Annotated in this window: 11 protein-coding genes and 1 riboswitch; of the genes, 4 read left to right on the top strand and 7 right to left on the bottom strand. The window is 61.9% G+C overall.

Features of this window, described 5'->3' with window-relative positions; translation table 11 throughout:
• Positions 1-472: 472 nt before the first annotated feature.
• Entirely contained in the window at positions 473-964 is a 492-nt protein-coding gene (locus ACNPAA_RS19545; RefSeq protein WP_029313407.1) for an RNA recognition motif domain-containing protein, read from the top strand.
• A 3-nt stretch (positions 965-967) separates the two neighbouring features.
• Here ACNPAA_RS19545 and murI read toward each other — a convergent pair whose 3' ends face one another.
• Together murI and ACNPAA_RS19535 are read right to left on the bottom strand one after the other, a co-directional pair.
• On the bottom strand, positions 968-1,756 hold the full coding sequence (murI, locus tag ACNPAA_RS19540) for a glutamate racemase (RefSeq protein ID WP_171865900.1): 789 nt from the start codon (positions 1,754-1,756) through the stop codon (positions 968-970).
• 108 nt (positions 1,757-1,864) lie between these two features.
• Positions 1,865-3,730: a TonB-dependent receptor domain-containing protein gene (locus ACNPAA_RS19535; RefSeq protein ID WP_323938849.1), complete on the bottom strand. Its 1,866-nt coding sequence runs from the start codon at positions 3,728-3,730 to the stop codon at positions 1,865-1,867.
• 51 nt (positions 3,731-3,781) lie between these two features.
• Positions 3,782-3,960, bottom strand: a riboswitch (cobalamin riboswitch).
• A gap of 207 nt (positions 3,961-4,167) precedes the next feature.
• Here ACNPAA_RS19535 and purE point away from each other — a divergent pair.
• Both purE and ACNPAA_RS19525 read left to right on the top strand, forming a co-directional pair.
• Entirely contained in the window at positions 4,168-4,677 is a 510-nt protein-coding gene (gene purE, locus ACNPAA_RS19530; protein ID WP_029313402.1) for a 5-(carboxyamino)imidazole ribonucleotide mutase, read from the top strand.
• Positions 4,674-5,798 carry a 5-(carboxyamino)imidazole ribonucleotide synthase gene (locus ACNPAA_RS19525; RefSeq protein ID WP_323926497.1) on the top strand — a complete coding sequence of 375 codons (1,125 nt, stop codon included), beginning with the start codon at positions 4,674-4,676 and terminating at the stop codon, positions 5,796-5,798. Before purE ends, ACNPAA_RS19525 begins: the two co-directional genes overlap by 4 nt.
• A 73-nt stretch (positions 5,799-5,871) precedes the next feature.
• On the opposite strand, the gene ACNPAA_RS19520 is transcribed toward ACNPAA_RS19525, so the two are convergent.
• From ACNPAA_RS19520 to ACNPAA_RS19510, 3 genes are all read right to left on the bottom strand, one after another.
• Positions 5,872-7,065 carry an MFS transporter gene (locus ACNPAA_RS19520; protein ID WP_041212098.1) on the bottom strand — a complete coding sequence of 398 codons (1,194 nt, stop codon included), beginning with the start codon at positions 7,063-7,065 and terminating at the stop codon, positions 5,872-5,874.
• Positions 7,066-7,174: 109 nt separating this feature from the next.
• Complete coding sequence (locus tag ACNPAA_RS19515) at positions 7,175-7,903, bottom strand: LytR/AlgR family response regulator transcription factor (RefSeq protein WP_039040685.1); 729 nt, start codon at positions 7,901-7,903, stop codon at positions 7,175-7,177.
• On the bottom strand, positions 7,897-9,570 hold the full coding sequence (locus tag ACNPAA_RS19510; protein ID WP_039040684.1) for a sensor histidine kinase: 1,674 nt from the start codon (positions 9,568-9,570) through the stop codon (positions 7,897-7,899). The genes ACNPAA_RS19515 and ACNPAA_RS19510 overlap by 7 nt, the downstream gene beginning before the upstream one ends.
• A gap of 161 nt (positions 9,571-9,731) precedes the next feature.
• Here ACNPAA_RS19510 and ACNPAA_RS19505 point away from each other — a divergent pair, with 161 nt between their 5' ends.
• Positions 9,732-10,172, top strand: a complete 441-nt coding sequence (locus tag ACNPAA_RS19505; protein ID WP_201872960.1) for a hypothetical protein — start codon at positions 9,732-9,734, stop codon at positions 10,170-10,172.
• A 31-nt stretch (positions 10,173-10,203) separates the two neighbouring features.
• On the opposite strand, the gene ACNPAA_RS19500 is transcribed toward ACNPAA_RS19505, so the two are convergent.
• On the bottom strand, positions 10,204-11,637 hold the full coding sequence (locus tag ACNPAA_RS19500) for an ATP-binding protein (RefSeq protein WP_234925012.1): 1,434 nt from the start codon (positions 11,635-11,637) through the stop codon (positions 10,204-10,206).
• Positions 11,638-11,884: 247 nt separating this feature from the next.
• The gene (locus tag ACNPAA_RS19495; RefSeq protein ID WP_257710356.1) at positions 11,885-13,048 is read right to left on the bottom strand and encodes a transporter substrate-binding domain-containing protein; all 1,164 of its coding nucleotides are present in this window, start codon (positions 13,046-13,048) and stop codon (positions 11,885-11,887) included.
• Positions 13,049-13,122: the final 74 nt, after the last annotated feature.

Here is a 13,122-nt window from a genome sequence, read left to right as displayed (position 1 = left end):
ACAGATTGCTTGATTCAAATTGTTAAAGAGCGTCACGCTTATCGCGTTGAGGAGGCGCATCTTACGCTCCTCACTTCGAAAGTCAAGCGGTTGTTTTCGCTTTTCTTTCGGCGCCCACTTCGCTAGGAAGCTGGCTCATCAGGTTGGCGTGTTCCGCCGTGCTGGTAGGGGCGCATTATAGGGAGGCCGGTTGCGATGACAAGGGATTTTTTGAAGAAAGTCACGGAAACTTCAAATTATCCAGTTAGAAACAACTTACCCAGTGTATATATACAATGTTATCCACAAGCTGATGATTTCAGCCCTCTTTTATTGGCATTTATCAGGATCTTCTTGGCTGAAGGAATGCCATACTGAAGCGGATAATTTGCCTCAAGTGGTCCATGGTAGCGTCTGGTCGTAAAGCTGGTTACCATGAAGGTGAATAGAGTGTTGCACCTTTTTTGCTTTCATTTACAAAAGGTCTTTAAAGATGAATTTATCCAAGTTTCCCGTCTATGTGCAGGCAGCAGTTCTTGCTCTGGTATTGGCGCTGCTCGGCTATCTGGTTGCCCAGGCCCTGCAGTTCTCTCTGAAAGTCGAAGTCATTTTTGCCGCCGGTCTGGCCATTGGCGGTTTCGTGGTACCGCTCTTCCTGAACCGTGCGCCTGCCACCGCCCTCGAACAGGCGACCAGCCAGGAGACCTGTACCTTATATGTAGGCAACCTGCCCTATCGCGCCAACGAGATTGCGGTGCGCGAACTCTTTGCCGAGCAAGGTCAGGTACTGTCAGTTCGTCTGATGAAGGACAAGGCCACCGGCAAACGCAGGGGCTTCGGGTTTGTGGAGATGCCTGTCGCCGATGCGGCCAAGGCCATCGCCGCGCTCAATGACAAGGAGTATCAGCAGCGCACCCTGAAAGTGCGTGAAGCAAATGACAAGCGGGACCGGGATGAGAAGGACGTCAACGACGTCGACGCCTGATATTCAGTACACCACCTCTTCGAGTGACGACAGCCCCCAAGCTTGCAAGGGGGCTGTCAGTTTCTGGGCCCCTGCATCCAGTCGCGTGCAGTAGGCACGTCCCGTCCCCTCGCCAGGCGCCTGGACCGGCAGTGTCGCCAGCAGATGCGCCACCCGCCTTGCCACGGCAAGACCCGAATCGACCAGTTGGCATTCCGGCATCAGCTGTTTGATCTCTTCGTTGAGCAAGGGGAAGTGGGTACATCCCAGCACCAGGGTATCCGGCCTCTCCTCCCCTTCCATCCAGTCTGCGAGCACCTCTCTGAGCAGGGCCATATTGACCGGCAACCCCGCCAGCTTGCGCTCGGCTTCGATAACCAGTTCGGTGGCCCCCTTCAGCAGCACATGCTTGCCCGGGGCGAACTGGGCGATGAGTTCATGGGTATAGTCACGGCTGACGGTGCCGGGCGTTGCCAGCAGACCGATGTAGCCGTTACGGGTCAGGGCGGCGGCAGGCTTGATCGCGGGGACCACGCCGACCACGGGAATGCTGAGTGCGGTACGCAGGGATGGCAGGGCAATGGTGCTGGCGGTATTGCAGGCGATCACCACCAGATCGATGGCGTGCTCGGCCACCATGTGGCTGACCAAGCCGGTGCAGGCAGAAATCAGCTCTGGTTCGCTCAACTCGCCATAGGGGAAGTGGGCGTTGTCGAAGCAGTAGAAATAGTTGTGTGCCGGCAGGGTGCGACGGATCTCCCCATAGACGGTCAAGCCGCCCATACCGGAGTCGAACACGAGAATATTGGCCACCAGAGCTCCCCCTTGGATGCGAGGCGGCGATCATACTCCCGCCCGGCGCCAATAGAAAAGGCCCTGCCAATGGCAGGGCCCCTGATTTTTCAGATCCAGACAAGGGGATCAGAGTGCGTAGTCCACCGTCACATAGTAGGCACGCTCGTCAGCCGGGTAACCCACCGAGGTCTGGTACTCCTTGTCCAGCAGGTTGCTGATCTTGCCGGAGACCTTCCAGGACGGTGCAACCTGATAGCCCACCGCCAGGTTCCACACGCTGTAACCGCCCAGCTGGGTGGCATTGGCCGCGTCACCATAACGCTCACCCTGGTAGATCCAGCTCAGGGAGCCATCGAACTGCTGCCACTGCGCCTGGCTCACCCACTTGGCCCCCTTGCGGGAGATCAGCTGCAACTGCTTGTCGGTGACCTTGTCCTTGGGATCCTTGTATTCGGCGGAAACGCGATGGCTCAGCCAGCCGGTCTCGAACTCCCCTTCCAGCTCAACCCCTTCAATCCGCGCCTTGCCGACGTTTTGCGGCGTCCACATGCCCTGGCTGTCCGGTGCCCACTGGATCATCTGCTCGAAGTCGTTGCGATAACCGGTCAAGCGCCACTCCACACCAGCGGTCTGTCCGTCCAGCATCAACTCGTGGCTTTTCGACTCTTCCGGCTTCAGATCAGGATTGCCGGACCCCGGGTAGTAGAGATCGTTGAAGGAGGGGGCACGGAAACCGGTGCCGTAGCGGGCACTGAGCCGATAATCCTCAACGAAGCGCCAGCCAGCGCCGGTTTGCCAGGTGTTGTGACGTCCGAACTGCTCGTTGTCATCGCTGCGACCGCTCAGCTCGGCCTGCCAGACCTGGTTGTCAAACTGGGCCAGGGCATAGAGCCCGGTGTTGTCACGCTCATCGGCGTCACTCGGGAAGGCGACGCCAGAGGAGCGGGAACTATCGTCCAGCATGTCGCGCTGCCAGTCGGCGCCGCCCCCCAGGGTCCAGCTCTCGTCCAGTTTGACGCTGTTGACCCAGTTCAGGGTGTATTGACGGGTATAGAGTCGATCAGCGGACTGATCGCGGCCGCCGGTATCCGGGTAGTCGTAGGCATCCTGTTTGGAGAAGGCGCCGCGCAGTTCGCTCAGGTAGCGCTCGTCATGATAGCGGGAGCCGAGCTGGTAGCTCTGGTTCTCGGTCCAGGTCTCGTTGCGTTGATGAAACGCCGGGCCCCAGGCGGAAGCGGCAGAGGATCTGTCGTACTGGGCAATGTTGCGGAACCAACGGGTCGTACCGAACAGATCCCAATTGCTGGCCAGCGCCTGCTGATAATCCACCATGGCGTTGTAGCCCCGGTGGCCATGCTTGTCGCCATCGTTCACCCCGACGATTGGATGCACGTTGTAGCCGGTCTCGTCATCGAAACCACCAGCGACCTTGATCTGACCCGCATCACCCACCTGGCTGGCGCTGCTGAAGGCAGCCTGACGCTGCTTGTGGGAGCCCGCGCCCAGGTTGAACTTGTGCTGATTGGTCCCCTGGTCCGGGCGAGTGATGATGTTGATGACCCCACCGATGGCATCGGACCCATAAATGGTGGCGCGCGCACCGCGGATATATTCGATCCGCTCCACCTGGTTGAGGGGCAGGTTGTTGAGCTCGGTCATCCCGGCGGTCAGAGAGGCGCTGCGCACCCCGTCCACCAGCACCAGGGTCTGGGAAGAGGTGCCACCACGTACCCGCAGCGAGCTGAGCTGGCCGCGGCCGCCGTTGCTGACCACTTCCACGCCGGGCAGGGTCTTGACCACGTCGGTCACGGTCTGGGCTTGCAGGCGATCGATCTCGTCACGGGTCACCACGTTGACGGGAGCCAGCACACTGGAGGCTGGCTGGGCGACACGGGTAGCGGTCACCACCATGGTGGGATTGACGGGGATGGTCAGTTGTTGGGCAAAGGCCGCCGTTGGCAACAGGGCAGCCGCCAATAATGTCTTGGACATGAGAGATCCTTAAGTTCGCGTAAGCATCTACTTCGTGGCCGGTTTCTCTCGGCCCGAAATACGAACTTTGGCAGGTCTTCGGGCTTGGGGGCTGATGGCCTACGGCGACGGCTTCCCACCTGACGGCAGTGCCCTGATGTCGCTTCGTTCCCCCTTACCGCTGCGCGCCAGCTCCGGATTCTCACCGGATTCCCTTTTAAGCATGATGCGCCAAAGCGGGGGGATTATAGGCAGAGCCGCCTTGGATGTATAGCCATCTGGATTTCTAATGTCGTTTTTACCCAAAGCCGGTGCCAAGTGGCGCAGATCCTCGCCCCCTCTCGTACCTTTAGGCTCGTTGACCGTCATTCGAGCGGGTCAAACACAAGAAATGTTGAGCCAGATCCCACGGCTTTTTGGTAACATGCGGCAAACGTTTGACATCCGAGGAAGCCGTAATGACGACCCCCCCTATGATCGGCCTGGTAATGGGCTCCGACTCTGACTGGCCCGTGATGCAGGCCGCCGCCCGCATCCTCAAGGAGCACGGCGTGCCCTATGAAGCGCGCGTCGTATCCGCCCATCGCACCCCGGATCTCCTGTTTGAATATGCCGCCAGCGCCCGCGATCGCGGCCTGCGCGCCATCATCGCCGGCGCCGGCGGCGCAGCCCACCTGCCGGGCATGCTGGCCGCAAAGACCACGATCCCGGTACTGGGCGTGCCCATCCCCACCCGCCAGCTCAAGGGGATGGATTCCCTGCTCTCCATCGTGCAGATGCCCAAGGGCGTGCCGGTCGCCACCTTCGCCATCGGCGAGGCGGGTGCCGCCAATGCCGGTCTGTTCGCCGTGTCCCTGCTCTCTGTCGCCCAGGATGGCGACGCGCCCCGTTATCACCAGCAGCTCGACGGCTTCCGCGCCAAGGAGCGCGACCGGGTGCTGGCGCTCACCCTGGAGGAGCCGGCATGATACTGCCCCCCGCCACTTTGGGTATGCTCGGTGGCGGCCAGCTCGGCCGCTACTTCGTGATGTCTGCCCACCGTCTCGGCTACAAGGTGATCGTGCTGGACCCGGACCCCATCAGCATCGCCGGTGCAGCCGCCGACGAGCAGATCGTGGCCGCCTATGACGATGCCGATGCCCTGCGCGATCTGGCCAGCCGCTGCGACGCCATCACCTGCGAGTTCGAAAACGTGCCCGCCGCCTCCCTGGCCCTGCTGGAGCAGTACAAGCCGGTGCGCCCGGCCGCGAGCGCAGTACGTGTCTGTCAGGATCGCCGGGAAGAGAAAGCCTTCCTGACCCGCGCCGGCGTACCGGTCGCCCCGAACCTGACCCTGCTGCCCGGCGAACCGCTGCCCGCCCTGCCCGGCGACCTCTTCCCCGCCATCCTCAAGACCGCCCGCGAGGGCTACGATGGCAAGGGGCAGTGGACTATCCACAATGCGGGCGAATTGCCAGCGGCCCTGGCCGCCAGCGGTGTCCCTTGCGTGCTGGAAAAACGCCTGCCACTGGAGGGGGAGTTTGCCCTCACCCTGGCCCGCAGTCCGAGCGGTGCCATCAGTGCCCTGCCCCTGGTGCAGAACTGGCACAGCGGCGGCATCCTGGATCAGACCCGTTCCCCGGCCAATGTGCCCGCCCTGGAGCGCGAGGCCCAGCGCATCGCCGAGCACATCATCGCCGCCCTCGACTATGTGGGTGTGCTGACGGTGGAGTTCTTCCTGGTCGGCGGTGAGCTACTGGTCAACGAGATGGCCCCCCGGCCCCACAATTCGGGTCACCCCAGCATCGACAACGCCGGTTGCAGCCAGTTCGAGTTGCAGGTGCGCGCCCTGTGCGATCTGCCGCTGCCGGCGCAGGCTGAGGTTCAGCCCGCCATCCTGCTCAACCTGCTCGGGGATCTGTGGCAAGACGGCACGCCGGACTGGGCCGGCGCCCTGGCCCTGCCCGGGGTGCACCTTCACCTCTATGGCAAGGGTGAGGCCCGCCCCGGCCGCAAGATGGGCCACGTCACCGTCACTGGCCGCGACTGGGCGGCGGTCGAGGCCACCGCGCACCAGCTGCGCGCCCTGCTGGGTCTGCCTCCGCGCTGAGTCCACCCCTTGACATGCAAAGACCCGGGCCAAGGCCCGGGTCTTTTTTTTATGACTTGAGAAGCGAGAGGGGTCAGGCCCTGTCGACAGCCGCAACAGGAGCCGGCAGGCGGATGGTGAGGGAGAGCACCAGGGCCACCACCAGCAACACCAAAATGAGGTTGAAGGTCGCCATGAAGCCGCCAAACAGGGAGGCCACGATGGAGCCGATGATGCTGCCCAGACCAAAGCCGAGATAGATGACGCCGTAGTTCTTGGTCAGGTTGTTGAGACCGAAGAAGTCGCTCACCAGCGAGGGGTAGACGGTGATGGTGCCGCCGAAGCTGAACGCCACGCAGGCCACCGCCACGAAGAACAGGTTGGCGTTGAGCGGCACGAACAACAGCAGCGCCATGCCCGCCAGGGTAATCAGCTGGGCAATGGTGATGACCCGGATACGGGACATCTTGTCGGAGAGGATGCCCAGCACCAGCCGGCCACCCAGGTTGGCCATGGCGATGATGGCGACGGCGTTGGCAGCGACCACGGCCGGCAGGCCCACCATGTTCTCGCCGATGTCCTTGGCCACGCCGATGACGTAGAGACCGCTCATGCAGGCGGTGAGGAACATCAGCGCCAGCATCCAGTATTGGGGCTTGCGCATCGCCTCGGCCAGGGTGAAGTCGCGGCTCTCGCTCTGCTGCACGGCGGCGGCCTGCTTGGGCGCATCCTTCATCAGCATGCCACCCACCAGCACCATGGACATGGCGATCAGCCCCCACAGCTGGAAGGTGGTCTCAAGGCCGTTGCTCGAGAGCAGCAGCAGGTTGATGTACTTGAAGCCGAGGCTGCCGAGGCCATAAGCACCGATAGAGCAGGCGGAGATGAGCCCCTTGCGCTCCGGGAACCACTTCACACAGTTGGAGAGGGTCATCAGGTAGCCGGTACCGTCTGCAAAACCGACCAGAATGCCGGCACAGAGGTAGAGCATCGCCAGGTTGCTGGCATGGGCGGTGAGGAAGAAGCCGATGCCGAGCAGCACGCCGGCGCCCAGGGTGACGTTGCGCACCCCGAACCGCTCCTGCAGCTTGCCTGCCAGGGAGGAGGCCACCGCCAGGGAGAGGCTGAGCAGGCCGAAGGCGAAGGCGACCTGGCTCACCGGCTCGTCCAGCTTGTCAGAGAGCTGGGCGTTGAACAGGCTCCAGGTGTAAACGGATCCCAGCGCGAACTGGGTGATGATGGTCCCCAACAGGGTGAGGTAACGGGTGCGATTCAGCTCTCTGGTCATGATGCGTCTCGAGGAATGGCCTTAAGGAAACTGGGGCCACTATAGACAAGACGCCGCTCCCACCGACCGATTACGGCATGAAATGCAGATCGGCGGGAATGAATGACAATCAGAGCCGCATCAGCTGACGGAACGCCTTGATGTTGCTGCGGCTGACCGGCACCTCGAACGGCAGGTCATGGAGCCGGATGAGATAGGTACTGTTGAACCAGGGCACTATCTCGCGGATCTTGTTGATGTTGACGCAATAGGAGCGGTGGCAGCGGAAGAAGCCCTCGGCAGGCAGCCGGCTGACGAACTCGCTGAGAGTCATGGTCATCACGTAGCGATCGGTACGGGTGTAGACATGGGTCAGCTTCTCGTCCGCTTCCGCGTAGTAGATCTGCTCGCAGGGGGTGACGATGATGCGCTCCCCCTTCACCAGATTGACGGTGCGGTTCTGTGGTGTCCCGGACTCCGCCCCCTGGGGCTGGGACTTGCCCGCCAGTTCGAGCTTCTGCAGCAGATTGATGAGGCGCGGCTCGTTGTAGGGCTTGAGGATGTAGTCGAATGCCTCCAGCTCGAACGCCTCCACCGCAAACTCCTTGTAGGCGGTGACGAAGACGATATGGGGCGGATGGCTGGACTTGTGCAGGTTCTTGGCCAGCAGCAGGCCGTCGATGGCGGGGATCTGGATATCCAGAAACACCACATCCACCTCGTGATCCTGCAGATACTTGAACGCCTCCAGCCCGTCTTCGAAGCTCGCCACTATCTCGATGTTGCTGTGCTGCCCCACCAGAAAGGCCAGCTCCTCGCGGGCCAGATACTCATCTTCCACAATGATCGCTTTCAGCATGGCATTGCCTCCTGATCAGGCAGATAGAAACAGACTTCGGTCCCCGGCTCCAGCCGCTTGAGGTGCAGGCCGTCGCCATAGAGCAGCTTGACCCGCTGATGCACGTTCATCAGACCGATGCTGCGGCTCTCCACCCGACCGGCGGCGACCCCGTCGATCACCGCCTGGCTGATGCCGTAGCCGGTGTCGCGCACCGCGACCCGGATGCCGCCCGCCAGCTGCTTCACCTCGATGGTGACCCGACCCGGCGCACTGCGGGGCTGGATGCCGTGCAGGATGGCGTTTTCCACCAACGGCTGCAACAGCAGGCTCGGCACCTGGATATGCACGTCGTCCACCTCGAACACCACCTCCAGCTTGTCGCCGAAGCGGGCCTGCTCGATGGCCACGTAGTCGCGCACCTGCTGCAGCTCCTCCTGGATGTCGATGAGGGTGTCCCCCTTGTTGAGGTTGTAGCGCAGGTAATCCGCGAGGTTCGCGATCAGCTGGCGTGCCTGCTGGGGACGGATGCGGATCAAGGATGAGATGGCATTGAGGGCGTTGAACAGGAAGTGGGGGTTGATCTTGCTCTGCAGCGCGGTGAACTCCGCCTTGCGGGTCATCTCCTTGAGCTGCTCGATGCGCGACACCTCCATCTGGGTGGAGATGAGCTGGGAGAGACCCACCGCCATCTCCTTGAGGGAGCTGGTGATGCTGTGGGTGCGGCGATAGTAGATCTTGAGGGTGCCGCTGACGGCGCCGTTTTCCCGCAGCGGAATAATGATGACCGAGTGGAAATCGGAGAGGTGATACTGGCGCAGATCGTTGTTGATGATGATCTGGTCCAGCAGCACCGCTCTGTGGGTCATGTCGCTGATGGCGTGGTGCTCGTCCAGCTCGTAGTAATCCTTGCCCACCCCCACATAGGCCAGCACGTCGCGGGTATCGGTGATGGCCACCGCATCGGCGCTGATCTCGCTGCGAATGATGCCGCACACCTGGCTCAGGGAGTGGCGATCGATGTTCTGGAAAAACGGCAACGTCTTGTTGGCGATGTCGAGCGCCAGCTTGGCCTGCTTGGCGGCAATCAGCTCCTTCTCGTCGTCCAGGTCCTGCACCAGCTTGATGATGAGCCCGATACAGAGCGCACCGGCGATCATCGGGTAGGCAATATGACTGACAATCTCCACACCTACCGCATGGGGCTCGGTCAGTTGCCAGATAAGCAGCATGGTCAGCCCCTCGCAGGCCATCCCCGCCAGGATGCCATAGAGCCAGAGCCGCGACTTGCGACAGCGCAGGTGCAGCCAGGTGGCGAGCAGGCCGGCGATGATGCTGGCGATGAGACAGGGAATGGAGGTGTGGCCATCCATGTCGATGAGATAACGGTGCAGACCCGAGATGACCCCGGCCGGAATGCCGACCCAGGGGCCGAACAGGATGCCGCCCGAGATGATGGCGATGATCCGCACATTGATGAGGGCCCCCTCCACCGGAATGCCGGTGTAGGTGCTGAACACCGCGAACAGACAGAAGATGGCCGCCACCAGCACCAGCTCGGCCGGGGTGTGGTCACGCTTCTGGAACAATCGCTGAAACGGCCGGGTGCGGGTGAGAAGAAAGAGCGTCATCAGCATCAGCGCCGCCCGCTCAAACACCGCCAACAACATCATCTGATTTTCGAGCATGGCTCTCCTCCGTCAATGGCATGGCGCCAGGGGGCGGATCATACCCCTTATCTGCCGCCGACTCATGGGCGAATCCGGGGAGAGCGGTTCAGCTTTCGGGGAAAGCGCCGATAAGAGGAGGCCCTCGCCAAGGAGGGCCCAGTCCGACAAAGGAGATAACTATGTTTCAAAAAAGCATGGTGCTGGCAGTGATGATCGGTTGCAGCAGCGCCGCCGTTCACGCCAATACGCAGGTGAGCCAGCTGAACTGGCAGGCCACCGCCAGCAAAGAGACCAACATGGAAGTAGCGCTTACCCACCCAGGCCTCCAGGCCATCAATTCGGATCCTGCACAGGCTCCCGTCCAGATCCTGGCAGCAGACCTGAGCCACCCGGATTTCAACACCACCTATCGTTTGCAAGCCCGCGCACTCTACGGCTCCCTGCCACAGCAGGATGATCTCCGGATCACGCTGGCGCTCAACGGACAACCCCTCGAAGCAAGCCGCACCCTCCCCCTGGCGCAGGCGACCCGCTATTACCTCAGCTATCAGGCCCCGTCAGCCAGACCGGACCAGGTGGGCGAAGCCGCCTATGAGTTGATGGTGTACTGGCTGGGCTGACCACAGGAGCCGAAGGCATGTTCCCATGCCTTCATTCCTCCCCTTCCTTCACCTGCAGTTGGGTCGCCGCCAGCCGAACGACCTCGTACTCTTGCTGCAAACGGGCCAGCGCCTCGGGCAGCCTGGCCTGATCGAGCTCCCAGGATTCTATTTCGCTGCAGGTCGCCACCAGTTTCAGCGTGCCCATGATCCTGGCGCCCCCTTTCAGGCGATGTATGCGGTCGATGAACTGGCCGACATGCCCCTCCTCCGCGGCCCGTTGCAATCCCGCGATATCGTCGTCACTGGCCCGCACGAACTCGGCCAGCAGAGGCACCATCAGGGTCGACTGGTGTGCGGTCAGCGGCCCCAGATACCGCCGGATCTCCTCCATGCAGACGACAATGTCACTCTGCTCTTCCCGCTGCATGTGCCGACGCAGGCAGTGATCGAGCGCCTCCAGCCCGACGGGCTTGAACAGACAGTCATCCATCCCTGCCGCCTGCCCTTCATTGATCTGCTCCTGCCGCGCATCGGCCGTCAGCCCGAGGATCACGGTGCGTCGCCAGCCGTGCAGCCGCTCCAGCTCCCGGCATTGGCGAACCAGCTCGAAGCCGTTCATGCCGGGCATGTTGAAGTCGGTCATGATGACATCCACCCTGGCTCCGATCAGCAGCCGCAGCGCCTCTTCTCCCGACTCGACGGCCGTGGCGTCATGGCCCAGATAAGCCAGTTGCTGGCTGACCAGCAACCGGTTGGCTGGATGATCGTCCACGACCATGATCTTCAGTCGCCGCACCGGCTCCACCGCCGGCTCCTGTGCAGGCGTGGCGGGCATCGCCACGGCATCAGCCACCGGCAGCTTGATCTCGATACTGACCCGGGTCCCCTGCCCGGGCGCACTCTCCAGTTGCAGGGAGCCGCCCATCGTCTCGCACAGGGAGCGGGAGATCATCAGACCCAGCCCAGTACCCGACTGCTGGATTTTCTCGGGTTGGCTGGCCTGGCTGAAGGGCTCGAACAGCCTGGCCTGCTCGGCCTGATCGATGCCGATTCCGGTATCCAGAATGGTGAGCTGCACGGTACACCAGCCATCGCTGACCCGGGAGGCCAGCGTCACCGTGACCGACCCGCGCTCGGTGTACTTGATGGCGTTGCTGATCAGGTTGGAGACGATCTGCTTGTAACAAAGACCATCGATCTGCACCCAGGAAGGATTGCCCGTGACGAGATCCAGCCGCAGATTTTTCTGCCTCGCCAGCGCGGTAAAGACGGTAACGACCGATGCTGTCAGGGTCACGATGTCATGGGGTTCGGGGGCAAGTTCGAACCGGCCAGACTCGATCTTGGAAATATCCAGGATGTCGCCGATGAGGCTCAGCAGATCGCTGGCAGAGCCATGGACAATGGCGAGGGAGGCCTGATCCTCCTCGTGCAGCCGACCCCGCTTGAGCGCCAGTTCCAGCAAGCCGATGATGGCATTCATGGGGGTACGGATCTCGTGGCTCATGGTCGCGAGGAAGGTGCTCTTGGCACGGTTAGCCTCCTGGGCCTCCTGGCTGGCCACCGCCAGCTCATCGAGCAGGCGTACCCGTTCGCTGACGTCGATCCAGCCTCCCACGCCACCCTGCACATTGCCGTCCAGATCGTAGTAAGGCTGAACCCAGTGATAGACGTCGACCCCGCCCGTCGGCAGGACCAGACGGTGATCCCCCTCCTGGGCGCGGCGGCTGTCACAGGAAAGCATCAGATCCCCGTGCAGGGGAGCAAGAAAAGGCCAGCGCGTGCGTGCGTCGTCCAGGCCCGTGCCGAGCAGACCGACCTTGGGCTCGCCAAGGAAGCTGGCATAGCTGCTGTTGCACAGCACCAGGATCCCGTTCAGATCCCGCGCATAGATGGGGTGAGGTGTCCCGTCCACCAGATCGGCGATGAACTTGAGCTGGGTGCTCAGCGCCCCCCTCCACCAGCCGCCGCTCGCGGATCTGCTTGCGCAGGGACAGGCCCCACAGGCCAACCCAGAGGGTCAACAGCAGGATCAAGGCGATAAAGACCCCGAACTCCTGAATCAACTCCTGCCAGGAGACACTCTCCTGTTTGACATTGACCCGCCAGCGGTTGGAGAGCCCTTCCAGCTCATCCGGCGGAATGATGGCAATCACCTTGTCCAGAATGTCCCGCAGTACGGGATGCGCGGGGGTGACCGCAAACGCGGCACCGATGGAGATGGAATCGAACAGCTCTCCCGTGATGAGCAGGCTATCGGGGAATTTGCTGTTGACGTAGTACTTGGCCACCCGCAGCGGCAGTATGGTCACATCGCACACTTCCGTCGCCACACAACGCATGGCGTCTTCAATCGTATCGAACTGCCGCGACGTCAGCTTGCCGTATTCCGCCTCGATGGCCTGGGTCGAGATAAAGCCTCTGACCATGGCCACGGTGCCAGTCTTGGGCAGCGCTGCAGGGGGGACCTCCCGGTGGAGCAGCCCCACCACATAGGAGAGGGGATCGAGGACAAAGGCCCGGCTGAACAGATAGCGGTTCCTGCGCTCGGCAGAGGGGCTCAACACTCCCGCATCCACCTGGCCGCTATCCAGCAACTGGGTCATCTGCTCCGGTGTCTTCACTGGCACCACCTCGAGCTCCACTCCCAGCTTGGCTCGCATGACCTGCAGCAGATCGGCGACCACGCCGTGCATGGTACCGGTGACGTCATAAAAACTGAGGGGCGGAATACCGCTGTTCACCGCAATCCGGATCTTCTCCCGTTTGCCCAGCCATTCCCATTGCTCGCGGCTCAGGTCGATTCTGCTGGCACCGATGGAGAGGCCCCCCCCATTCCAGCGCTTGGGAAGGTGCGAATAAGCGGGGAAATTCTTCTCGGCTGACTCAGTCATTTCATTTTTTCAGTTTGAGCCGATCTTTTCTCCCGTAAATGCCTTGAATCAGCCTATTTAGACCGTTTCTTCGC

The sequence above is a fragment of the Aeromonas sp. PS2Canimalfood6 genome, from assembly GCF_048276795.1.
GTDB lineage: Bacteria > Pseudomonadota > Gammaproteobacteria > Enterobacterales > Aeromonadaceae > Aeromonas > Aeromonas caviae.
This window is presented reverse-complemented; position numbering and strand designations above follow the sequence as displayed.